Annotated in this window: 29 protein-coding genes; 20 read left to right on the top strand and 9 right to left on the bottom strand. The window is 67.9% G+C overall.

Annotated features, from left to right (window positions below):
• Positions 1–6: 6 nt before the first annotated feature.
• Entirely contained in the window at positions 7–315 is a 309-nt protein-coding gene (locus CP981_RS20385) for a hypothetical protein (RefSeq protein ID WP_085924649.1), read from the bottom strand.
• A gap of 660 nt (positions 316–975) precedes the next feature.
• Between CP981_RS20385 and CP981_RS20380 the strand changes: the two genes are divergently transcribed.
• Positions 976–2,046 carry a bifunctional DNA primase/polymerase gene (locus tag CP981_RS20380; protein WP_425282145.1) on the top strand — a complete coding sequence of 357 codons (1,071 nt, stop codon included), beginning with the start codon at positions 976–978 and terminating at the stop codon, positions 2,044–2,046.
• A gap of 299 nt (positions 2,047–2,345) precedes the next feature.
• On the opposite strand, the gene CP981_RS20375 is transcribed toward CP981_RS20380, so the two are convergent.
• The 4 genes from CP981_RS20375 to CP981_RS38695 all read right to left on the bottom strand — a co-directional run bounded on the left by CP981_RS20375 (position 2,346) and on the right by CP981_RS38695 (position 5,796).
• The gene (locus CP981_RS20375) at positions 2,346–3,110 is read right to left on the bottom strand and encodes a class I SAM-dependent methyltransferase (RefSeq protein WP_085924647.1); all 765 of its coding nucleotides are present in this window, start codon (positions 3,108–3,110) and stop codon (positions 2,346–2,348) included.
• A 170-nt stretch (positions 3,111–3,280) separates the two neighbouring features.
• Positions 3,281–3,811, bottom strand: coding sequence for a GNAT family N-acetyltransferase (locus tag CP981_RS20370; protein WP_425282144.1), 531 nt, complete (start codon positions 3,809–3,811; stop codon positions 3,281–3,283).
• Between the two features lie 296 nt (positions 3,812–4,107).
• The gene (locus CP981_RS20365) at positions 4,108–4,584 is read right to left on the bottom strand and encodes a LysM peptidoglycan-binding domain-containing protein (protein ID WP_158092648.1); all 477 of its coding nucleotides are present in this window, start codon (positions 4,582–4,584) and stop codon (positions 4,108–4,110) included.
• Positions 4,585–4,965: 381 nt separating this feature from the next.
• Positions 4,966–5,796: an SGNH/GDSL hydrolase family protein gene (locus CP981_RS38695; RefSeq protein WP_244329714.1), complete on the bottom strand. Its 831-nt coding sequence runs from the start codon at positions 5,794–5,796 to the stop codon at positions 4,966–4,968.
• Here CP981_RS38695 and CP981_RS38690 point away from each other — a divergent pair.
• Both CP981_RS38690 and CP981_RS20355 read left to right on the top strand, forming a co-directional pair.
• Positions 5,789–6,049, top strand: coding sequence for a hypothetical protein (locus tag CP981_RS38690; RefSeq protein WP_244329713.1), 261 nt, complete (start codon positions 5,789–5,791; stop codon positions 6,047–6,049). The genes CP981_RS38695 and CP981_RS38690 overlap by 8 nt on opposite strands.
• A gap of 538 nt (positions 6,050–6,587) precedes the next feature.
• Positions 6,588–6,803, top strand: a complete 216-nt coding sequence (locus tag CP981_RS20355; RefSeq protein WP_085924644.1) for a hypothetical protein — start codon at positions 6,588–6,590, stop codon at positions 6,801–6,803.
• A gap of 239 nt (positions 6,804–7,042) precedes the next feature.
• On the opposite strand, the gene CP981_RS20350 is transcribed toward CP981_RS20355, so the two are convergent.
• Positions 7,043–7,381 carry a peptidase inhibitor family I36 protein gene (locus CP981_RS20350; protein WP_158092647.1) on the bottom strand — a complete coding sequence of 113 codons (339 nt, stop codon included), beginning with the start codon at positions 7,379–7,381 and terminating at the stop codon, positions 7,043–7,045.
• 669 nt (positions 7,382–8,050) lie between these two features.
• On the opposite strand from CP981_RS20350, the gene CP981_RS20345 reads away from it, so the two are divergent.
• The 5 genes from CP981_RS20345 (at position 8,051) to CP981_RS20325 (ending at position 11,677) form a co-directional block, all read left to right on the top strand.
• Complete coding sequence (locus CP981_RS20345; protein WP_085924642.1) at positions 8,051–8,731, top strand: dual OB domain-containing protein; 681 nt, start codon at positions 8,051–8,053, stop codon at positions 8,729–8,731.
• A gap of 29 nt (positions 8,732–8,760) precedes the next feature.
• Positions 8,761–9,360 (top strand): DUF488 domain-containing protein, encoded by a 600-nt coding sequence (locus tag CP981_RS20340; RefSeq protein ID WP_208852959.1) that lies wholly within the window; start codon positions 8,761–8,763, stop codon positions 9,358–9,360.
• On the top strand, positions 9,357–9,794 hold the full coding sequence (locus tag CP981_RS20335; protein ID WP_085924640.1) for a DUF488 domain-containing protein: 438 nt from the start codon (positions 9,357–9,359) through the stop codon (positions 9,792–9,794). The genes CP981_RS20340 and CP981_RS20335 overlap by 4 nt, the downstream gene beginning before the upstream one ends.
• 648 nt (positions 9,795–10,442) lie before the next feature.
• On the top strand, positions 10,443–11,255 hold the full coding sequence (locus CP981_RS20330; RefSeq protein ID WP_143658868.1) for a hypothetical protein: 813 nt from the start codon (positions 10,443–10,445) through the stop codon (positions 11,253–11,255).
• Positions 11,256–11,263: 8 nt separating this feature from the next.
• Positions 11,264–11,677, top strand: a complete 414-nt coding sequence (locus CP981_RS20325; RefSeq protein WP_085924639.1) for a hypothetical protein — start codon at positions 11,264–11,266, stop codon at positions 11,675–11,677.
• 89 nt (positions 11,678–11,766) lie between these two features.
• Here the strand turns inward: CP981_RS20325 and CP981_RS20320 are convergent, their stop codons facing one another.
• From CP981_RS20320 to CP981_RS20310, 3 genes are all read right to left on the bottom strand, one after another.
• Complete coding sequence (locus CP981_RS20320) at positions 11,767–12,270, bottom strand: NUDIX domain-containing protein (protein WP_085924638.1); 504 nt, start codon at positions 12,268–12,270, stop codon at positions 11,767–11,769.
• Between the two features lie 19 nt (positions 12,271–12,289).
• Entirely contained in the window at positions 12,290–13,504 is a 1,215-nt protein-coding gene (locus CP981_RS20315) for a helix-turn-helix domain-containing protein (protein WP_085924637.1), read from the bottom strand.
• Between the two features lie 243 nt (positions 13,505–13,747).
• Positions 13,748–14,113, bottom strand: coding sequence for a GntR family transcriptional regulator (locus CP981_RS20310; RefSeq protein ID WP_085924636.1), 366 nt, complete (start codon positions 14,111–14,113; stop codon positions 13,748–13,750).
• A 925-nt stretch (positions 14,114–15,038) separates the two neighbouring features.
• Here CP981_RS20310 and CP981_RS39195 point away from each other — a divergent pair.
• The 12 genes from CP981_RS39195 to CP981_RS20270 all read left to right on the top strand — a co-directional run bounded on the left by CP981_RS39195 (position 15,039) and on the right by CP981_RS20270 (position 22,068).
• The gene (locus tag CP981_RS39195) at positions 15,039–15,170 is read left to right on the top strand and encodes a hypothetical protein (RefSeq protein WP_280116715.1); all 132 of its coding nucleotides are present in this window, start codon (positions 15,039–15,041) and stop codon (positions 15,168–15,170) included.
• A 173-nt stretch (positions 15,171–15,343) separates the two neighbouring features.
• Positions 15,344–15,697 (top strand): hypothetical protein, encoded by a 354-nt coding sequence (locus tag CP981_RS20305; RefSeq protein WP_085924635.1) that lies wholly within the window; start codon positions 15,344–15,346, stop codon positions 15,695–15,697.
• Positions 15,694–16,068: a hypothetical protein gene (locus tag CP981_RS20300; protein WP_085924634.1), complete on the top strand. Its 375-nt coding sequence runs from the start codon at positions 15,694–15,696 to the stop codon at positions 16,066–16,068. The genes CP981_RS20305 and CP981_RS20300 overlap by 4 nt, the downstream gene beginning before the upstream one ends.
• A complete protein-coding gene (locus CP981_RS20295; RefSeq protein WP_085924633.1) occupies positions 16,065–16,982 on the top strand; it encodes a DUF2637 domain-containing protein in 918 nt (305 codons plus the stop codon). Before CP981_RS20300 ends, CP981_RS20295 begins: the two co-directional genes overlap by 4 nt.
• 27 nt (positions 16,983–17,009) lie before the next feature.
• The gene (locus CP981_RS39190; protein ID WP_280116714.1) at positions 17,010–17,138 is read left to right on the top strand and encodes a hypothetical protein; all 129 of its coding nucleotides are present in this window, start codon (positions 17,010–17,012) and stop codon (positions 17,136–17,138) included.
• On the top strand, positions 17,135–17,323 hold the full coding sequence (locus tag CP981_RS20290) for a hypothetical protein (protein WP_143658867.1): 189 nt from the start codon (positions 17,135–17,137) through the stop codon (positions 17,321–17,323). The genes CP981_RS39190 and CP981_RS20290 overlap by 4 nt, the downstream gene beginning before the upstream one ends.
• The gene (locus CP981_RS20285; RefSeq protein WP_085924632.1) at positions 17,320–18,048 is read left to right on the top strand and encodes a hypothetical protein; all 729 of its coding nucleotides are present in this window, start codon (positions 17,320–17,322) and stop codon (positions 18,046–18,048) included. The genes CP981_RS20290 and CP981_RS20285 overlap by 4 nt, the downstream gene beginning before the upstream one ends.
• Positions 18,045–18,551 carry a hypothetical protein gene (locus tag CP981_RS20280; RefSeq protein WP_085924631.1) on the top strand — a complete coding sequence of 169 codons (507 nt, stop codon included), beginning with the start codon at positions 18,045–18,047 and terminating at the stop codon, positions 18,549–18,551. The genes CP981_RS20285 and CP981_RS20280 overlap by 4 nt, the downstream gene beginning before the upstream one ends.
• Positions 18,548–19,441 (top strand): hypothetical protein, encoded by an 894-nt coding sequence (locus CP981_RS20275; RefSeq protein WP_143658866.1) that lies wholly within the window; start codon positions 18,548–18,550, stop codon positions 19,439–19,441. The genes CP981_RS20280 and CP981_RS20275 overlap by 4 nt, the downstream gene beginning before the upstream one ends.
• Before the next feature lie 86 nt (positions 19,442–19,527).
• Entirely contained in the window at positions 19,528–19,683 is a 156-nt protein-coding gene (locus tag CP981_RS37785) for a hypothetical protein (protein ID WP_158092646.1), read from the top strand.
• A gap of 101 nt (positions 19,684–19,784) precedes the next feature.
• Positions 19,785–19,934 (top strand): hypothetical protein, encoded by a 150-nt coding sequence (locus CP981_RS37780; protein ID WP_158092645.1) that lies wholly within the window; start codon positions 19,785–19,787, stop codon positions 19,932–19,934.
• A 136-nt stretch (positions 19,935–20,070) separates the two neighbouring features.
• Positions 20,071–22,068 (top strand): DUF3987 domain-containing protein, encoded by a 1,998-nt coding sequence (locus CP981_RS20270; RefSeq protein WP_158092644.1) that lies wholly within the window; start codon positions 20,071–20,073, stop codon positions 22,066–22,068.
• Positions 22,069–22,086 lie beyond the last annotated feature (18 nt).

Genomic DNA, 22,086 nt, shown 5'->3' with positions numbered 1-22,086 from the left:
GCGGGATCACTCGAAGTTGTTGAAGGTGACGGTGGAGTTGGTCTGGTCGATGTCCATGGGGCCGGAGGAGCCGTTCACGCTCGCGGTGTTGTTCTGGTTGGAGGCGCCGGCACCGTTGGCGACCTGCTGGCCGGTGGTCGAATTGCCGAGGTTGTCACCACCGACACCGGTCCCCGTCTGGCTCGTCGCCGCCGAACTCGACCCACTGGTCGCGAAGCCGCCGTTGTCGGCCTGCGCGACACCGGTGAAAAGGGTGGCCGCAAAGGGCAGCGCGGCGGCAACGGCGAGGACGCGGGCGGTACGGGTGCTTGCCATGTCTCTTCCTCCTACGGAACACAACTGCTGGATCATCCGACCCGCGGGCCTGCCGGACGGGCTGCCGGACGGGCTGCCAGGTGGACTGCCGGGCGGGCTTGCCTTACGGGTCGGTCGTGCGGGTCTGCGGTTACGGATCTGTGGTCGTGCGGACCTGCGGTGGCGCGGGCCTGCGGTGGTGCGGGCCTGTGGTGCTGGTGGTGCGAACGCTGGTTGCCCAGTGCCGGCACTGGCGCCGACCACCGACCCTGGATGACTGAACTCCGCTGATGCATCGGTCAGTTGGCCGACCACCCCGACACCTACCTCAACGTCGCGAACTCAGCTTTGCCCACGAACGCCCGGCGAACCCGTCGCGAGGCGGCGATTCCCCCGCAAGCATGAGGAACCCCGAGTAAACCCCTGTCGCACGCGTACCCCCGGTCACACCCCCCGCGGCGACGCAGGGTCCCGCGGCGGCCCGTCCGTGGCGCGGCCGACGAACCCACCCCGGCGCATCGACGCACCCGGCGCGCGGGTCAATGCGCACACGCCCCCCTTCCCTTTGTCGAACATCCGTACGAAAATAGAGCCATGGCCATGCACCGCCGCCATGCCGGAAGACCGACCGACCACCCGCCCGACCCATGGACCGACAGCCGGCCAAAACCACGGGGAGGCATGACGCCTGACCCATGGCGCGGCGCGAGACCCGACCCGTCGGGCGGCAAGCAACCGGATCCGCGGGCCGAGCAGAAGCCCGACCCGAGGGCCCACCGGCAGCCCGACCCGTGGGCCGACCTGCGCCCCGCCCGACCCACGGAGGCGCCCACCACCGCGCCCGGGGACCGGCCCCCCACCGCGCCCATGGACCCGGCCGCCCCCGTGGACGCATCCGCCACCGCGCTCACAGACCCGCCCGCCGCCGCGCTCACCCAGGCGCTGCTCGCCGCCGAGGCCGGCTACCCCGTCATGCCGCTGACCCGCAGCAAGCTCCCCGCCATCCGGTCCCCGCACCGCGGGCACCCCGAGGTCCCGACCTGCCGCGGCGCCTGCGGCTGGCTCGGGCACGGCGTACACGACGCGAGCACCGACCCGCTCACCGTCCGCCGTATGTTCGCCGCCGCGCCTTGGGCCACCGGCTACGGCATCGCCTGCGGACGGCCCCCGCACCACCTCATCGGCATCGACCTCGACACCAAGAACGGCGCCGACGGCCTGACCGCCCTCCGGTTCCTCGCCGAAGAGCACGGCTTCCCGCTCCCGCCGACCGTCACGGTCCTGACCCCCAGCGGCGGCCGCCACCTCTGGTTCACCGGCCCGCCGTCCCCACCCATACCGAATTCGGTCGGCCGACTGGCCCCCGGCATCGACGTCCGCGGCGCGGGCGGCTATCTCGTCGGCCCCGGCTCACTCACCACCCACGGCCGGTACGTTCTCGCGACGAACACACCACCCCGCCCCGCCCCCGTGCCGAACACCCTGCTCACCCTCCTCACGGCCCCGCCCCCGCCCGCCCACCGCGAGCCGCCCTACGGCGTCCCGCCCCAGCCCGCCGCGGCGCTCATACGCTTCGTCCGGGCCTCCCCGCGCGGCCAACGCAATGCCCGCCTCTTCTGGGCCGCCTGCCGCGCCCAGGAATCCGGCCTCGTCCAGGAACTCGCCGCCAGGCTCACCGAGGCCGCCTGCCACACCGGCCTGCCCGCAGAGGAGGCCCGAGCGACGATCGCCTCGGCGACCCGCCGCGGTTAGGCGGCACCTGTCGGCCGACGGCCCGTCCCGGAACGAGCGGGCCCGAGGAGGCGCCCCAAGGAGGCGAACCGAGGCATCGGCCCGAGGGGAGAGTCCGCAGGGAGAGTCCGAGGGCAGAGTCTGAGGGGAGAGTCCGAAGAGCCGGACGCAGAGGCAGGCCGCAGAAGCCGACCGTAGGCGGACCGAAGAAGCAGCCCGGCCGGGAAAGGCAGGGGGCGGGCAAGACGGGGCGGGCAGACGAGCAGGCCTACCGGACACGCCATCCAGAGCCCCCGACCGGACAGCCGGCCCGGCGAGCCTTAGGGGGTGTCTTTCCGCGCCTCGATCAAAAACCGGGTCGTCTGTGCCACGAACGGCCCCTCCTCGCGGATCAGCTCATCCAACTCCCGCAGCCGATCCCGGTATTGGCCGACCCTGAAGCCGGGCACCATCCACACCACCTTCCGCAGGAAGTAGATGACCGCCCCGATGTCGAAGAACTCGGTCCGCAGCGACTCCGCGCGCAGATCGACCACCTCAAGGCCCGCCGCCTCCGCCGCCCGGCGCGCGTCCTCGGGATGGCGGCCGCGCCGTACGTGCTCCGGCTGCGGCCCCAGGAAGTACTCCACCAGCTCGAACACACTGGCCGGACCGACCTGTTGGGAAAAGTACGTGCCCCCGGGCCGCAGCACCCGGGCGATCTCCTCCCACCACACCGTCACCGGATGGCGGCTCGTCACCAGGCCGAATGCCTCATCGGCGAACGGCAGCGGCGGCTCATCCGCATCGGCCACCACCGCCGCACCGAGCGGGTGCAGCAGCGCGGTGGCCTTGGCGACATTCGGCGGCCAGGACTCCGTGGCCACCATCACCGGCGGCAACTTCGCCGCCCCGGCGAGCACCTCACCGCCGCCCGTCTGAAGATCCAGCGCGGCCGACGCACTCGCCAACCGCTCACTCATCGCCCGCTGATATCCCCACGAGGGCCGCTCCTCCGTGGCCCGCCCCGCCAGCCACGAGAAATCCCAGCCCTCGACCGATACGGCCTCGGCCTCGGCCACCAGGTCCTCAAATGATCGCGTCATACCGCCACAATCACCGCAAGAGACCTACCCCGCCAACGATTTTCCCCGCCCAGCCCGCAGCCTGCCATCCCACCCCGCGCGCCCCGCGCCCAGGCCCACGCCCCCGCGAGCTACAGCCAGGCCCGCCTCCCTGCCCCGAACGCACTGCGCCCTGCCCCGCGACCACAGGGTCAGCGCTCCTCGCCGGGCTCCACCAGGAAGACCAGCTCCGGCCGGTCCCACATCACCGCGGGTGGATTGGCCCGCACCGTACCGACCGGCCGGGCACCCACGCTCCGGTAGAAACCCTCGGCGGGCGGATGCGCCACCACGCGCACGCGGTCGAGGCCGACCCGCCGCGCCTCGTCCCGCATGTGCGCGACCAGCCGGCGCCCGATGCCGTACCCCTGCGCCTGGTCCGCCACAAACATCAGATCCAGCTCGGCCGGCTCCACCATGAGCGAGTAGAAGCCCCACACCCGCTCCTGCTCACCGGGGCCCGCACCGCCGGCGGCCTCCTCCACGGCAACGAACACCCGATGCGCCGCGATGTAGTCCGGCCCCACCCGATACCCCTCGACCATCGAGGAGTACCGGCCCTCGTACGCGCGAGAACTCCGCACCAGCCGAGTGAGCCGCCCGGCATCCCGCCCCTCGGCCCGCCGAATCACCACAGCCCTCTGCCGGGACCCGTCCGTTTCCCCCGCCCTCCGCGCACCCACCGTTACCCCTGCCCACTTTCCGCATCATGCCGCGAAGCTAATTCCAGATTCCACCACCACTTTACCGCGCCCCGGCCCCTCGCACGGCAATCCCACAGCAACCCACACTCCCCGCAACAATCCCCATCTCACAGCAATCCCCGCCCCGCAGCCGCCATTCTTCTTCCCGGCAGCCACACGGCAGGGATTCCAAGTGGTTCCACGCTATTCCAGCCAACTTGACCGGCATACCGGCTGGGACCACGAAGAGAAGAAATCCAGCAGACCGGCAAACCGAAGTGCCTCATTGGCGCGCCTCATTGGGCGTCACAGCCCTCCTCCGGGAACGGAACACGCAGTTGGTCCCAGGATTTGCGCCCCGGCCACCCGTCCGCATCCGAGCCCGAGTATCCCAGCGCACTCTGGAAGCAGGCATAGGCCTGACGGTGCTTGTCATTCCACTTCGGCCCGGGACCGCTGAACCCGTAAGCGGCGCCACACCCTTCCTCCACGAGGCGCAGCCCCATCATCTCGATGATCGGGCTGGTCGGCAGGGTCTTGAACCATTCGCCGCCAGGGAACGGAACGAAGCTGGGATCGCCCGGCTGCGGCTCTCCCGCCGTGGCCTTGGCGACAAGGAGCCGCTGGCCCACCTTGATGATGTTCGGATCCGAAATGTTGTTCCAGATCTGAAGCTGCTTCACAGTGGTACGGAAACGGGAAGCGATACCGGAAAGCGTGTCACCGGCAACCACGACGTAGTACTTGTCCTGTGTTGTCTGTTGAGTACCCATGACACTCACGCTAGAAGCGTTTCCAGACACCCGCATGTTTTCCCACGGCAGCCCCCGACCACCCAACTCCCTCCCCCACTCCCCACCTCACCGGCGCAATTTTACCGCCACCGCACACCCCTTGCATGGCAGATTCCCATCCCCCTCTCTCCCTCCAGCCGAGTCCCGCCCATGACAGCCTTCCAGGCGACCCCACCCCACAAAAGAAGAAAGAATGCCTCAATAAAAGGTGGCACCTTAAAAGGTGGCGCCATAAACCAATCCAGCCAGGCGGCGATCCGTACCAGCGACCGCCACGACCACCGCATTCGCCGCGACCACCGTGGCCGCCGCGGTCACAGCAATCACCGTGACCGCCGCGACCGCCGCGACCACTGATCGTCAAAGAACCGACAACTCAAAGGCGTTGGCAATGGCCTGGTATCCGGCGTCGTTCGGGTGCAGCCCGTCCTCGTAGACGTAGCCCGGCCGTGGCCGCTCCGGATGGGCCGGATCCGCCAGGGCCTTGTCGAAGTCGACGACCGCGTCATACGCCCCGCTGGTCCGTATCCACTGGTTGACCTGCGTACGCAGCCGCTCAACCTTGCCGGCAGGGCCCGGGTAGCCCGGATACCCGCTCAACGGCACCAGCGTGGCCCCGATGACCTTGATCCCCCGCCCGTGCGCGGCACGGATCAACGCCCGGTATCCCTCGGTGATCTGGCGCGCCGAGACCGGCTTGTGCGACGACGGAAAGCAGGGGCCCGTGGACCAGTTGGCCCCGACGTCATTGGCCCCCAACTCAACGATCACCGTTCGCACCCCCGGCCGGTCCAGAACATCCCGCCGGAACCGCGCGATGCCCTTCTCCCCGAAGCAGGAACTGCTGGTCAACAGCATGCTCCCGGCAATACCGGCATTGACCACACCAAGGTTCCGGCGCCCGGCGACCAGCCGCTCGCCGAGGACATCCGTATACCGGCCGTTGGCCTCCGCTGTGGCCCCCACTCCATCGGTAGCCGAATCCCCCAACGCCACCACCGTGTTCCGCCGCGCCCGAAACGGCCCGGAGACATCAACCCCGTCGAGGAAGTAAGACGACTGCGAGGACTCACGAAATGCCTGGGCCAACACATCGTCGAGGTGATTCCCGTCAGCCCGGTAGGAGGCCGCCAGCCCGACTCGGTGGAAGGTCGCCGGTCCGGTCGCACCGGCGAAGTACAGCGTGACCACCAGATTCTCCAACGGGGACGTGGACAGCGTCACCGCATCCCCGACCGCCTCCCCGCCCGCCGGGATCACCGTCGAACGGGCGCCCCGGAAGGTCACCTTCTTCGCGGTCCCGGGCCACGCCTGCGCCCCTCCCCCGGACCGCGCGATCACCGCCCCGTCCACCCGCAGCGGCGTCCTGCCGTACCGATTGGACAGCCTGATCCGCGCCCGTTCCCCGCCGACCCCGACCCGCACGACCTGCCGCACCGACTGATGACGAAACCCCCGCCTCGACCAGTTAGGAACGTCATCCACATCCCCCTCAACAGGCTGCTGCACCGCAGCACCCCACCCCTGCGTCCACCGCGCCCCCCGCTCCCCAGCGGCGTACGCCTCACCCCCGGCCCCACCCCCGACCGGCACCACCACCCCCATCAACGCCAGCACCGTCACCACCACCATCGCCACCAGCCGCGACACCCCAGGAACCCCACACCTGGCAGCCGGCACGCCCCGAAAGACACCCATAGACCGCTCGCTTCCCCTCGCCAGCAAACGCGCCCGGTTCGACCACCACAGCAAGCCGACGTCGACCGCTCCCCCGAGGCGCATCCGCAGTCTCGACCCGCCCCAGGCCCCACCACATCTGCCATTCGGCAGAGAAGCCCCCCATTCCGCTTCCCCGCCAAACGAACCGCTGCATCGCAGCACCGAGCCCTCGAAATCAGCGAATTCCCGTGAAGGAGGCATCAACTCCCCACCTGCGCACCGCGGTTACTCCCCTCTCACGACCGACCGATACGGTCGCAGCGGTGGACATCACCGACAACGAGTACGAGGAATTGCGCCGGCTCGACCGGCTCAGGTCCGACAACTCGGTCCTGAATGCCTGGCTGACCATCCAGCACTCCGAGTTCCCCGCTTGGGCCGAACAGACCCCCGGCACATGGGACTTCAGCCTCGACTCACTCGCCCGCGTCGAAGACCTCATCCGCAGCCGCTACGCCACCGTCGAGCAGGCCCACTAGGACGAAGGGGGCGACTTCCTCCAGACCGCCTCCTGGTACGTCGGGGAAGTCCACAACCGGCACTTCGGCACCGGGTGGCAGTTCCACCCCGACTCGACGGAGCTCCCCGGCGCGGTACGGAGCTGACTCGACGCCAACCGCGCAGCAGTCGGCCCCCGCACCTACACGGCCCCGGGCCGGGATGCGAGGGCCGGGACCGTGTCTCGGTTCTGCGGGTGCCAGTAGCTCCTAGCCGGAGATCACGGGCCGATGACCGCGATGGACTTGATCGTCGCCCCCGGCTTGGTCTGCCCCCAGTGACCGCTCTTGATGTCGACGCGCTTGCCGGAGCACGAGACGCCGCTGTACACCCGGATCGTCCTCTTGCTCTGATTGGAGACGGTCTTGCCGCTCCACGGGTAGCAGCCCGACGAGGGGTTCAAGCCGCTGGTGCTCTTCGTACCGCCGAAGTCATTCTTCGACCACGTGCAGACCGAGCCCTTCCGGCACACGGACGAGGCGGATGCGGTTTCGGCGGTGGCGAGCGGCAGCGTCGCGATAAGCGCGGCGCCACCGAGCGCGATGAGCTTCGTCCTCATGGGTGGTACTCCTGTTCCCCTGTTGACCATGGTCGGGAACGAGCATCCCAGCGCGTGATCGGCACAGCCAATCGCATTTCAGCCAAGCTCCGCGGCGCCGCGCCTGGCGCTGCCGCCTCACCCAGCACCCGGCTGGCCACATAGTGCCAGGTAGGCACCCCGGAACAGGTCGCGACCGTCGGTCATGGCGAATCGCCTACGGGTCGGAACACCGAGCGAAACCAGCTCTTTTGACGCCACGTGGGCGGCAAGGCCGAGGTGAGACGGCAGCCCCCCTCAGCCCCCTCCCCCCAACATCGAGTGCGGGACAAGATCTGAGCCATTGTTATGCGGGCCCTGTGGTGGGCCGGCAGAGTTGATGGCCCACGTGAACTGGCCCACCGCCCCCAACTGACCGGGAGGCGCCTGCCTGTTGCACAAGCTTCTCAGGGGTGCGGCTGACCAGAAAGTTGTGGCTGACCTGCGAGATGGAAGTCCGCCATGATCGAAAAAGAGGGGCCAGCCCAGGGTTATGGGCCACGGGCGGCTCGACGAGGCTCTTCTTCCAGGCGTGACTTCTCGACCCGAGCCTGGCTGATTGCGGTGGTTACTTCACTGGCAACCATCGCTCTGTGTTAGTGCGCCGCGTTATCGTCACGAACGGGCCAGCACATCAGCATTGGGGGACACATGGCAACTGTCAAGACGCTCGTGTGCTTAGCAAACTCGCGCAAGATTAAGGGTCGATGCGTGGCGGGAATGGTTGACGAGGGTTCAGGGCAATGGATACGCCCAGTCAGCGCCCGCCCGAACCGTGAAGTATCCGAAGACGAGCGCCAATATGCAGACAGCACTGACCCGCGAGTCCTCGATATTATCGCCGTGCCACTCCTCCGCCCTCAGGCACGCAGCTACCACAGCGAAAACTGGCTCCTTGATCCCCATTACTACTGGCAGAAGACCGGCAGGGCCGAGTGGGACACCCTGCTCACGCTGGAGCAGCATCCAAAAACCTTATGGACCAACGGACACAGCACATATCACGGCAACAACAACCGGGTGTTAATTGAGCAAGCACACACTTTGCCGGACTCGCTCAAGCTCATCCGCGTTGACTGTGTAACTTTACAGGTGCACACGCCTGGTGACAGGTTCGGCGCCACGAGGAAGGTCGTGGACGCACATTTTCACCATGCCGGATGCCCATACATACTGCGAGTGACCGATCCCGAGTATGAAAAGGCGTACGTGAACAAGCCGGAAGGGTCCTACAAACTGAGCGAATCTTTCCTTACGGTGAGTCTCGGCGAACCGCACGAAGGTTACGCTTACAAATTAGTGGCAGCCATCATAGAGCGAGCAAAGATTTAAGCAGGCAGCAAGCAATGACACTGAATACCGTGTTTACCGTCGGCCACTCCACGCACAGTGTTTCACATTTCCTCAGCCTACTTCACAAGCACGACATCACGGCGGTCGCCGATGTGCGGTCGACGCCCGCCAGTCGGTTCACCCCCCAGTTCAACCGAGATGCAGTGACTCGCAGTCTGCACGAGGTCGATATCAAGTACGCCTTCCTGGGCAAGGAACTCGGAGCGCGTACGAAGGACGCCGCTTGCTACGTCGACGGGCAGGTGCAGTACAGCCGTCTCGCCCAGACCCCGGCTTTCGTCAGCGGCATCAACCGCCTGCTGAAGGGTGCACAGAACGAGCGGATCGCTGTCATGTGCACTGAACAAGAACCACTCGACTGCCATCGCTGCATCCTCGTCGCGCGAACGCTCGAAAAACACGGGATCACCATCGACCACATTCACGGCGACGGCCATATCGAGAGCCATGCCATGGCAATGCAACGCTTGATGGCCAGTTTCGGGCTGGACCAGCCAGAACTATTCCGCACGCCGGCTGAGCGCCTCCAGGAGGCTCTCAGCCGCCAGGAGCACCGGATTGCGTACGTCAACGAGGAGCTTCGCATCAACGGGACGCCGGGAAAATGAAACTATACACAATCGGCTTTACGAAGAAGTCCGCAGCAAAGTTTTTCGGGCTATTGCGCGAAGCCGAGGTGACAACGTTGGTCGATGTCCGTCTGAACAACGTCTCACAATTGTCTGGCTTCGCCAAGCGCGATGACCTGAAGTACTTCCTCAGCGAGATTTGCGACGTGCAGTACGCCCATCGCATCGATCTGGCACCTACCAAGTCCATGCTCGATGACTACAAGAAGCGGGGCGCCAGCTGGGCATCCTACGAAGAACGCTTCCTGGAATTGATGAAGAATCGACGCGTCGAGAGCACCGTCCCTCAGGAACTACTCAACAACGCAGTCCTGCTTTGCAGCGAAGACGGTGCGGGGAATTGCCATCGCCGACTAGTTGCCGAATACATGGCGCAACAGTGGGGCGACGTCTCGATCGAGCATCTGACATAAGCCCCATCCCCCGCAAAGGGTGCGCGCCTGCGCGACCATGCCCCTCGCTCGAGTGCAGGAACCGGCCGGGTGAGAGCGCCGCACTCCCCGGCCAAGACAGAACAAACACAGAAGGGGTGCCCCACCAAAGCAGGGCACCCCTTCCGACCAGCTACTTCGCTGACCTCTGCGGAGGCTGTGGGATTTGAACCCACGGTGACGTTGCCGCCACGACAGTTTTCAAGACCGCTGAGCTTCCCGGCACGACACCTGCTCCGACCTGCGACGGAGCCGCGGTATCCCTGCCCCGGGTATGCATCTTGGCCGCAGGTTGGCCGCACACCAGGTAGCGCTGCCCCCCGCGGGCGCCCAACTCGACCCGGGTGCAGCTCTTGAGTTCGCTCTTGAGACCAGTGGTGCCGTCCAGAGCTGCTCGGTCCTGCTGCTGTTCGCCGTCGTTGGTTCTATGACGAGCACAGTGTCCTTGCGGAACCGCTGACGTGGCTGGAGCTCGGCGCTGACGCCATGGGCACACCAGCCAGATCCAGATCACATCAGCCTGACCAGCAGTTGCGGGGCAGGCTTTGAGTTCGGCGCCAGCACGTCACCAGTAGACGTTTATATGACCTTTGATACTGGGTAACTGAGGAAACTGCATGAGTTGCAGGAATGACGCTGGTCGAATTCACACACAATGCGTCACTTGTCCCTAAATATGAGGTAAGCGTGGAGTTTTACCGAGCGGTCTTCTCAGTAGTAGCTGCGCTAGTCGTGCCAATGGGACTGTCGTGGCACAAGAAGCCATGGTACGCAGTTCCATTCTCTACCGCTTACGCCTCTTTTGGATTACTTCCACTTCCTCTTGGCGAGAGAGGCTGGTTAACCTTAGGCGCGGTTGTCATGACCAGCGTTTCGGCAGCTCTCCTCTGCAGACCTTGGGAACGGTTCTCCATTAATTTTGAAAGGATTGCATCTTTCACAGCACTAAACACAGGTAAGCGTATCGCGTTAGCAATGCTCCTTATCGCAGGTGCCGTTTACGCTTACATTGGAGCAGGATCCACCTTCCGGCGAGTGATTGAACTATCCGACAGCAATCGCATCTTCATTGTAATTTCCGGCTGCCTCATCGCCGTAGTCGGCTGCGGCAACATTATTGCCAAAATCGTCAAGCCCCTCGTTGACGAGATCGAGAGCAATGTCGCCACCGGCATACTTGCGTCCGAAATTACGGAATTCGTCTCCTCTGCCGCGCATATCGGATGGATCGAAAGAGTCCTCTTATTTGGCTTCCTGGCTTCCGGGAAGCCTGAGGCTGCTGCCCTAGTGATCGCCGCGAAATCATTCACGCGATCCACTGCCATTAGCCAAGGAGGGAGACTTGTTGCCGATTACTACCTGGTGGGCACGTTAGCAAGTGTGGCATCAGCGCTACTGGTATCGTGCGCAACCAGACTCGCCCTCGGGCTGCCGCCAATCTAGGAGTCGCCATGAACCTTGATGAGCAGCCCCTATTTAGAAGTCTGGCGTCACTGGACCTTCCAGCCGATGACTTCATCATCGCCGGCAGCGGCCCCATGCTGGCGCACGGCATTAGGTCAACCCTCGGAGACCTCGACGTCGTAGCCCGAGGAGCGGCCTGGGCGAAAGCGCTGACTCTGGGCACCCCCTCGCCAGCCCCCCTCGGGTACGTCGATCATATCGTTCTCCATTCCGGAGAAATCGAAATCTTAAACGGCTGGTTCGATTACGACGCAGACAAAGTGATCGATGAGTTCGAACTTTTCTGCGGCATAAGATTCGCACCACTAGGTAAGGTCTTAGAGTGGAAAAAGCGGCTCGACAGGGAGAAGGACCGCGAAGATATTGACGCGATTAATCGCTACGTGAACGACGGCAACTGATTGCGCTCCGCCATTGCGATCTTTGAGAGATGGCGGAGCAAACAAGGGCCCATGGAGTGCAAATTCAGGTCATTGCCACAAGGTACGCGTCACGGCCGGTGACGTGACACTGGGCCACCAGGCCAAGGAGCGTGCCCGTGCTCCAGATACGCCACCCGCCCTTCGGTCCGTGCCGCTGCCGCTGCGACGATTCGCCGCGCCAGCCGCGGGATCGTGAGGTCAGCGACAGCGCCCAGCGGGTGGAAGTCGTACGCTCCGATTTCCGCGGCTTGCAGCTGAATCTGCTCCCGGAGTTCCACAGGCAGCACGCCGCCGTCGAAGAGGTAAAGAACCTTGTCGCCTTCAGCTGAGCTGGGCGCCCAGTCCACGGCGAGGAGACGGCCAATCTCAGGCGAGATACCCAGTTCTTCGCGGACCTCCCGGACACAAGCCTGCAGCGGTGACTCGCCAGCTTCGACGTAGCCCCCAGGAATCTCCCGGTAGTCCTTGTACGTCGGCTCCAGCATCAAGACCCGACCCTGCTCGTCAAAGAACAACGCGCCCGAGGCCATCCTCGGGCGCGCCATCTTCGCCTCGTGCTCGTTGTCGCTCATACGACCGAGCCTAACCAGCTCACACCACTCGTAGCCGCTCGGCCAGGTCTGCGATCGGCCGGCTCGGGCGTCCTCGGGTGCCGCGGACCCAGCCGAGGACGAGGTCTCGGCTCATGTAGTGGTGCCTGACCTGCTCAGGGGCAAGCTGCTCGGCTTCCAGCACGGCGGCGAGCGCGTCGTCGGTGCGGTTCCAGGCGCTCAGCGCCCGAGCGACCTCCAAGCCGTGCCGGACCCGCCGCTCCACCGGGAGGGCGCGGGTGTCCACCTGCGGGCCGAGGTCCAGCGCAACCTGTACGTCGCCCAGCTCGCCAGCAGCGGCTACGCGGTGGATCGCCACGTTCGTCGGGCCGAAGGCCGTCCACATGTGGTTGGCGTCGGCGCCGAGCCGGGACGCGGCGGTCTCCGCCTCCTGGAGGAACTCCCGAGCCGTCGCTCGATCTTCCGCTCGGGCCGCGGCCATGGCCCCGGTGAGGAACAGCGTGCCGTAGATGGACAAGTACGCCGGCGTCGGTTCGCCGAGGCCCGGCTCCAGGTAGCCAGCCGCATCCTTGACGAGCTGCGCGGCCGTCTCGAAGCGTCCCGCGGAGAGCAGGCAGTGGGTCACGGAGCGGAACAGCGACCCAATGATCACCTTGTTCCCACTCAGCTGTGCTGCGGCGAGTCCTCGGTCCGCGGCGATCCAGGCCAGCTCGTTCTCGCCGAGCTTGCCGAGCACCAGGGCGGCACCCTGGTAGGTCATGGCGAGCAGGCCGTTCGCTTCCTCCCGTTCGTCACCGGAGCTGGACCGGGCCGCGAGCAGCGCGTCGGACAGGAGCGAAGGCAACTGTCGGGCAGCGAATCCGTACCGCGAGTCCTGGTAGGCGTCCCAGACTTCGCCCACATCAGAGCGGAGCGCCGCCAGCGTCGGAGGTTCGCCGGCGTCCGGCGTCCCGATGAGCGGGGCGAGCTGCCGGTAGTCCATGAGCGCTTCGCGGAGCGCTGGCAGGGTGCGCCGGCCGCTGTCCTTCGACCACTCCAGCAGGGTCGGCTCACCGAGCAGATCGCCGATGGACACGTCGAGCGCGTGAGCAAGCGCCCGGATCACCGAGAGGCGGTCGAGTTCGATGCGGTTGTTCTCCGCCTTCCCGAGCCAGTCGGCAGTGCGGCCGACAAGGCCGGCCAGTACGTCCTGGGACAGACCGCGGCGATGGCGGTACCAGGCAACACGCTCGCCGGTCGTTAGGTGCTGCGTCATTCCTCGCATGGTTACAGCCTCAGCTCAGTTCGGCACGGGTCCCCGGAAGGATTTTCCGGGGTGTTCCGAGCCACGCGCCATAGCGTCGAAGGCGTACAGGGTGAGACGCGCTGAGACAGCAACTAGGGGGTTCAGCCGTGGGGTTGACGGCACGTGAGCGGCAGCAGGTCATCGCGGAGATCAGGCAGCTCACCGCGCAGGTAGACGCACTGTCCCGCAGGGCACAACGTCTGCCTGAGGGGATCACTCCGGATGCTTCGTCTCCTCCAGCTGATGAAGACGGTCGTCCAGGCGCGCCAGATGAGCCCGGATCGCCTCAATCTCCTTCATGATCGCTACGAACTCCGGACTGGGCTCCGAACCCTCCGGCTTTTCCGCCTGGCTGTTCACGAAGTAGCCACGCGTCGAGTCGGGGCGTACGACACCGCGCTGGGCGAGCAGTTGGAGCGCCTTGGTCGCGGTGCCGGCAGCCACCCCGAAGTCGCTCGCGATCGACCGGACCGCCGGCAGCTTCTCACCTGCTTTGAGCTTGCCTGACTCGATGTCCCTCTGAAGGGCGTCCGCGATCTGCTCGTTCACTCTGCGCGAGGCATCGGCGGTGGGCGTCATACCGCGATGCTATCCGCCCCTTGAACCAGCCCAACCGGCACACACAACACAACACAACACATTGTGCCGGTTGTATCAGTCGTGCTAGAACAGTCTCACTGCTGGTCATCCCGTCCAGGGCGATCAGCAACCAGCAGGACATTGCTTTGACCTGCGCAAAAGCTCCATCTGTGCCGCCCGGACAGCCCCGTGACACGGGCCGAAAGGAAGCGGTCGTTGCTTCAGAAGTGAACAGCGTGCCGTCCCAGCCACCTGCACAGGTGGTCGATGGGGCCGCCTTCGGCCCAGCAGCACGGGGCCCGGGAGGCCACCTCCAGCCCTCGCAAGGCTCGGGAGGTAGCTCGGAGCGATCCGGGCAACAGGACGCCGTCCCCTGCTCAGGGCGGCCCGGGGCCACTCACCTCCCCGGGGTGAAAAAAGGAGCGCCGCCCACTGACCTTCGGGAGTGGGCGGGAGTCGTCGCTACCCCGGCCTTCCGGCCGGCGGCGTCCGACGGCTACGGACAACCCGAGTCCGATCTATAGACAGGAGAACCCGTCATGGGTCGTCGACATACCTAGGCCGCTGCCGTGCTGGACCGGCACCGCAGCTCGCCCACCGCGTCCCTTGCGATGACGGTCTCGCCGACCTCTCTTCGGCGGCCGGGCATCGCCACCTGAGCACCAGTGCTCACGGTCCCCGCCACCACTGGCATCGAGCTGGTGGTGGCAAGGGCCGTGGTCACTCGTGACGAGCGACCGAAACAGGTGCGGGCCCCGGGGTTGCAGCCCCGAGACCCGCGCACAGGCCACCTAGTTGGAGGCAGTCCTGTGGTTCCCAGTTTCGCATTCCTGATCGCTGCTGAGTCCAGCGATTCGGATCAGATGAATGAGTTCCTGCGTCGCGCCCGGCAGGCCGACGCGACGCGCTCCGGGGGTGGATCCCGGTGAGCGAGATCGCCGAGCAGCAGGCCGCCGACGCGCTCGCCCGGCAGCGCATCGAGGAAGCCCAACGAGCAGCTGCTGCGGCGGCCGCGGCCGCCGCTCAGGCCGCAGCCCTCAAGGGCGGTAGCTCATGAGCGAGCCCGAGCCCCAGCACGATCGCGCACCGGACACAACCGATCAGATGCCGCCGCTGCCCCAGCGCCAGCCCGGCGGCTCGCTGTAGCACCGCCCGTCGGGGCGCCCGCCGGCCACGAGCCGTCGCGGGCGCCCCGGCCTTCGTTCCAACCCCGACTTCGGAGTACCCCTGATGAAGACGTACATCGGCCGCCATCAAGTCCTCACCGATACCGACGCCCTCGAACTCGCCCTCGGCACCCCGCTGGAGCTGTGGCTCGGCGAGGACGACGAAAGCGACGAGGAGCGCGCGGCCCGCCTGGACGCGGCCCGCGACATCCTCGCCGACGCCCCCGGCCTCTACGACCGCGCCCTGCGCACGGCCGCCACAGCGCTCCGCGACGACCGGACCCGCCGACTGACGGCCATGCAGCGCACCGCTCGCGGCCCCTTCCGCCGTGGGCACGATGACGCCCCCGCCGCCGTCCTCCCGCTGCGCACCCACCGTCCCTCCGGCAGCGCCTTCGGGATGAGGGATGTGGCATGAGCAAGTCCTTGCCTCCCGCCGAGCACCTGCAGGCCGCATCGGAGGCGGTGCGCCGGCACAACCACGCCGCCATGGACGGCGGGTACGACAGCACGCCCGAGGCCAGCCGCGCCGTGATCGCCCTGGTGGAGATGTCCGCGCGCCTGCAGCAGGCGATCGACCACATGGACGGGCGTGTGCTGCGTGACCTGGCCGCCGGACTGCTGTCCCCGGACGACGGGACCGTGCCCGGGATTCACGCCTACGGGGCCCAGGCGGCGTTCGCGGATGCACGCGTCGCCCTGGACGAGCTGCGCGGCCATCTCCAGGAGGCCAGCAGTCACCTGTGGCACCTGGGCATGGTCTACGAGCCTGAGGAGACCGAGGCATGAGCTACGAAGTCTCCGCCGTCGATGCTGGTGCGTCGAAGCCCCTCGACGGCCGGTCGACGGGCGTCGAGGGGTCCTCGACGCCCGTCGACATCGGTTACGCCATCGCCGTGCTGGCAGGCGCCCTGACCGTGCTCCTGACCGCCGCGGCGTTCTGGCTGTCCTACGAGCACCTGCAGGAGGTCGCCGCCCGTCACGGCATGGCCGACGCGACCGCCCGCTCCTGGGCCTGGCCCGCCACCGTCGACCTGTTCATCGTCATCGGCGAACTCCTCATCCTGCGAGCCTCCCTGGCCCACCGAGTCGACGGATGGGCAATCCTCCTGGCCGCAGCTGGGTCCGGCGGCTCCATCGCCCTGAACGTGGCAGGCGTTGGCGACCACGCCCAAGGCCTCGACTACGTCGTAGCCGCCGTACCGCCGGTTGCCGCCCTCCTCGCCTTCGGTGCCCTCATGCGGCAAGTCCACGCCTACCTCGCCGCCCGCATCACGACCCCCGTCGACGCAGATGCCGACACCGTCGACCGCCCGTCGACGCCCGTCGAAGAGGCCCCCGACCAGACCGCAGAACCGCTCACCGAGTCCGCCCCGGCGGCGGACATCCGGCTACCGGATCCGCTCCTGGAGGTAGCCGACATCGAGGCGCCGTCGATGCCCGTCGACGCACCGGCCGAACCCGTCGAGGAGACCTCGACGCCCGTCGACCTGTGCACGCCGGTGATCTACCCCAATCGCGTCGACCAACTGATCCGCGCCCTGTACGGCACGGACTTCACCCAGCCGAACACCGCCCGGATGACGGAAGCCATGGCCGCCGTCGGCCTCGGCGCCTCCGAGTCCACAGCCCGCACCGCCCGTGCCCGAGTCCGCACCCGCGAACCCCAGCTGGCCGCCTTTCCCACCGCCATCGCGAGCTGACATCGCCAGCCTCAAGGAGGAGGAACAATGCGCACTGATACCTGGGCCTCCCAGCGGCAGCGCCGTGGGCGTCCCTCCCGCCAGCCGTTCGTCGTCATCCCCGAACGCCTTTCTTTCACAGGGCAGATGGCCATGTCGCTGGGGGAGGCGGCATGAGCGAGCCCATTGTGCTGACGCGCACGATCCTGCCCGTCCAGGGGTGGTGGCGGGACGTTGAGCCCGCACCGACCAGCCTCCCGCCCGGCTACGTGGCCGCCCGGCGGCCGGTGGTCGCCGGTCCCGACGGTGACGAACTGCGGGTGCGGGCCTGGCTGCGCCACCGGATCGGGGGTCTCGGATGACCGCCGTCCCCCCGCTGCCGGAGTCCGCGCCGACTGTCCACCTGCCTGTCCAGGCCCAGGCGATCACCCCGAGCCGGGTGATCCCGGCGGACGCGTGGTCGGTCCGTCCGGGCTCGCCGTCCACCGCTGAGGAGCCGGTGTCCACCCCGGCCGCGTCGCCTGTCCCCGAGGTGGCCACCGCCGCTGGCGGGTCCGGCGATTGGCTGTGGCGCCTGCCGCCGTCCCCGCCCGTTCCGCCCGGCGGTGGAGGGATGGCGCCGTGGCTGCCGCCGCAGCCGCCGGCCCCGACCCAGCCGCAGCAGATCGACATCCACGTCACCATCCACCAGCCCGTCCCGGTCGAGCCGGACCTGACCTGGTGGCAGCGCCTCGCGCGGGCGGTCCCCTACCGGGTGTCCCCGCTGGTGGCGGTGACCGCGACGGCGGCCGCGATCGTCCCGCTGCCGCACCTCGGGTACGGCGCCGGCCGGGTCTGGGGCTCGCTGCTGCACCACATCGGCGCGGACGCGCACCCCGCGGTGTCCCACGTCGCGGCCGCCGTCGCCGTGGCGGTGGTGGCCGCGCGCATCCACCGGCCCTGCCGCCTCCGCACCACCCTCGCCGGAGATCTCGTCCGGCGCCTCAACTGGCTCGACGCATTCGGCGTCGCCACCACCCTCATCGGCGGCAGCTGGGGCGTGCTCGTCCCGGATGCGGTCGAGTTCCTGACAGGAGTACGAGCATGAACACCGCACTGACCATTGCTGGCGGGACCGTGGCCACCACCGTGCTGGTGCTCAGCGCGCGGACCTGGTGGAAGGGCAACCGGGAGATCAAGTCCCTGATGCCGTACGCCGGGGGGATCATCACCGGGTCGAGCTGGACGCTGTGCGTCGGCGGGCTCCTGGGCGCCGTCGCCGTCCAGGCCACCGAGATGACGAACAAGGTGGGGGAGAAGGCGGTGGGCGTCGCGACCGGCGCGCACGGCCCCACCACCCTCGCTCACGGCAGCATGGCCACGCTGACGTACGGCGGGGCCTGCATGGTGCTGATCGGCACGATTGTCGGCGGGATCGTCCTGAAGGCGTCGGGCAAGGCGGACAAGAAGCGGATGCTCGGCGGCGTGCTCGTGGGCGTCACCCTGTGCGCCACGGCCGGTTTCGCGTCCCTCATGCAGTGGGTGCCGGACCTCTACAACACCGGCGGTGCGTGGCTGACGAACGCGCTCAACGGCGGGTGGTCGCTGTGACGATCAGCCTGGACAAGCCGCTTGCCGAGGAGCCCGAGGCGGGCACGGAGGACACCGGCCTCAAGGCCCGGGTCGAGAAGGCGGAGCAGGTCGCGGAGAAGGCCGGCGCTTCCGTCGGGCGGCTCATCGAGGCGTTCGCGGACGGCAACTCCGAGCTGGCCAAGCAGATCGGGCCCGGCACATGGGCCTGGTGCCGCCGGGGACACCGGGGCGACCTGGACGGCATCTCCGCAGACCTCGGGGTCTGGGCGCGGGTTGGTGTCCTGGGCGGTGCAGGGTACGGCCTGTGGCGCCTGCTGGAGGCTCACCCGGGGGTCATGTGGCCGCTCGCCGCCGGGTGGTGCGTCGCCTGCCTCAAGGCCCGCGTTGCGGCCCGCAAGAAGGGCACCGAGGAGGACGGCGAGGAGGCGGGGGAGGAGACCCCCGCGGAGGCTCCCGCCGCACCCTCTGCCGGCGCCCCTGTCGAGCACCCGGTCGTGGCCCTGGTGCGGGCCTCGATCGGGGCTGAGAAGGGGGTCCACCTGAAGGTGCTGCTGCCCCTCATGCGGGAGCGGCTGGAGGGGTGCAAGGACGCCCGCTCAGAGGCCCTCAAGAAGGTGCTCGCCGACCACCACATCCCCACCCGCCCCAAGGTGCGCGTCGGGAAGGTCGGCGGATACGCGGGCGTGCACCGCGACGACATGCCACCCCTCCCCTCCCCCGCGGACCTCCCCACTCCCCACCCCACAGGGCTCCCCACGGGTGGGGACGCAGGTCAGAGCCCTATCGCGGGGAGTGGCGGGGAGCGGCGGGGAGTTGGCGGGGAGCCCGTGGGGAGCGGCGGGGAGCGGCGGCAGCGGCTCGTCCAGGACCCCGACAACCCCGCCCGGTGGCACTGCATCCCGGACTGACGGCCGCCCGGTCCGCCCCGGGCCACCCCCGGCCGGGACGGGCGGGGAGCCGCCAGAAGGCCCCACAGCCAGACAGGAGATCACCGATGCCCCTCATCCCGCACCGCTGCGAGGAGTGCGGCGAACGCCGCCCAGACGTCAAGCGGATGCCCGACCCGTTCGTCGAGGGCCAGGGCGAGGAGGGCGCTGAGCTCATGCGCCTCTGCCCGCCGTGCGCGACCGCCCGCTTCGAGGACAGCTAGCCCCAACTCGCCCAAAAAGCAAAACCCGGACCGGTCGTCTCATCCGACCAAGAACAGAACGCCCGGCCCGGGGCCCATCTCCGAAGAGACAGGAGCCCATCGTGGCACTCCGCAAGACCATGCCGACCCGCGACCCCGGCCGCGTCGGCGAACGCCCCGAGGACGTACGCGAGTACAGCGAGCGTGACGGCGGGTGGACCCGCAACCCCTCCACCCGCCCCGTCCCCGGCGCCCCGAAGGGAGCCCGGTGATGGACCGGGGAGCCCAGCAGGGCGCCTGCCCGGAACCCTCCCACCCCTAGGCATGGCTAGGGCGGGCCGCGGTCTTTGGCGAGAAACGGCCCGCCCTGGTCTCCCAGCCCTCACAACAGAACTGGAGACACTCAGCATGACCCAACCGACCCCCGAAACGCACCACTCCGGTGGTGGGTTCGCCAGCGTCCACCCGCTGAGGGAGGGACCGCACGACCACGCCATCGAGGCCGAACAAGCAGCGCTCGGAGCGATGCTGCTCTCCTCCGCCGTGATTCCAGAGATCACGGCCGTTCTCGACACGAGCGACTACTACCGTCCCGCGCACGAAACGATCCATCGCGCCATCATCACCATGCACGAGCGTGACGAACCCGTGGACCCCATCACCGTGACTGCCTACCTCGGCACGACCGGTGACCTGAACCGCGTCGGAGGTGCCTCCTACCTCCACTCCCTGGTCCAGCAGGTGCCCACCGCCAGCAACGGCGAGTACTACGCCGCCATCGCCCGCGACGCGGCCGACAACCGGCGTCTGGAGGCCACCGGCCTCCGTCTGAGCCAGCGCGCCCGCGCCGGCGAACTGACCGCCGATGCCACCCGCGCCGAAGCTCTGGCCGCCCTTGAAGGCGCCGAGCAGCGGACCTGGATCGAGCCGACTCCCTTGGGGGAGAACGCTCTGCTGCCCCACTTCCCCGTCGATGCGCTGCCCGGCTGGCTGCGCGAACAGGTAGTAGCCCTGGCGGAGTTCACGCAGACCCCGCCGGACATGGCCGCCACCATGGGTCTAGCGGCCCTGTCCACCGCCGCCGGCGGCCGGGTCCACGTCCAGATCCGCCCCGGCTGGACCGAGCAGTCCAACCTCTACCTGGTCTGCGCGATGCCGCCCGCCTCCCGCAAGTCGGACGTCTTCTCCGCGATGACCGCGCCGATCTACCGGATCGAAGACGAACTCGCCCAGCAGGCCAAGCCCGGCATCATCGAGGCACAGACCGCCAAGGAAGCCGCCGAAGCCGAAGTCGACGCCCTGCTGTCCAAGGCCCGCAAGAGCGACACCGTCGACCGCCAGCAGCTCGTCGCCGAAGCCTCCGCGGCCCGCATGCTCGCCGACGAGATCCACGTACCGCCCGCCCCGCGGCTGACGGTCTCCGGAGACATCACCCCCGAACCACTCACTCACCTGCTGGCCACTCACCGGTGCCTGGCCGCCCTCTCCCCCGAAGGCGACCTCTTCGACATCATCGCCGGCCGCTACAGCGCCCGTCCCAACCTGGGGGTCTTCCTCCAGGCCCACAAGGGCGAACGTCTCCAGACCGACCGCATCACCCGCGACCAGCCCACCATCGACCGCCCCGCCCTGACCATCGGCGTCACGCCCCAACCCGCCGTCCTCCAGGACCTGGCCGCCACCCCCGGCGCCCGCGACCGCGGGCTCCTGGCCCGTTTCCTGTTCGCCCTGCCGCCCTCCAACCTCGGCTACCGCAAGATCCGCACCCACCCCATCCCCGAGGCCGTCAGCAGCATCTACGACGCCCGGCTCGAAGCGATGGTGCGCACCTTCACCGACCTCCCCGACCCCGTCACCGTGCCCCTGTCCGCACAGGCCGACGCGGTCGTCGAGCGCCTCCAGGAGGAAGTCGAGGAGAAGCTGCGTCCCGACCAGCCGCTGTCCCACGTCACCGACTGGGCCGGAAAGCTCGTCGGCGCCACCGTCCGCATCGCCTGCCTGCTCCACCTCGCCGACCGCATCACCAACGGCTGGGGTGACCCCGTCAGCGCCGAGTGCGTCGAACGCGCCGCCGTCATCGCGGCCTACTACACCACCCACGCCCTGGCGGTCTTCGACCTCATCGCGGCCGACCCCGCGACCGAAGACGCCCGCCACATCCTCACCTGGCTCCAGCGCCCCAAGCAGAACGGCACCCACCGAACCACCGTCAAACGCCGCGATGTCGTAGCTGCCCACCGCCGCTTCCGCGGACGCACCGACGCCATCGACCCCGCGCTGCGCCTCCTGGAGGAACACGGCTACCTCCGCCCCGACACGCCGCCGGTCCAGGGCGGGAAGGGCCGCAGTGCCAGCGTCACGTTTCGTGTCCACCCCGCCCTGAAGGCGTCGCTGGACACTCCGTAGCCCCGCAGAACGTCAGCA

It is taken from the genome of Streptomyces platensis (assembly GCF_008704855.1).
In the GTDB taxonomy this organism is placed as follows: Bacteria; Actinomycetota; Actinomycetes; order Streptomycetales; family Streptomycetaceae; genus Streptomyces; species Streptomyces platensis.
The sequence above is the reverse complement of the archived record's forward strand: the minus strand, read 5'-3'. Positions and strand labels throughout refer to the sequence as shown.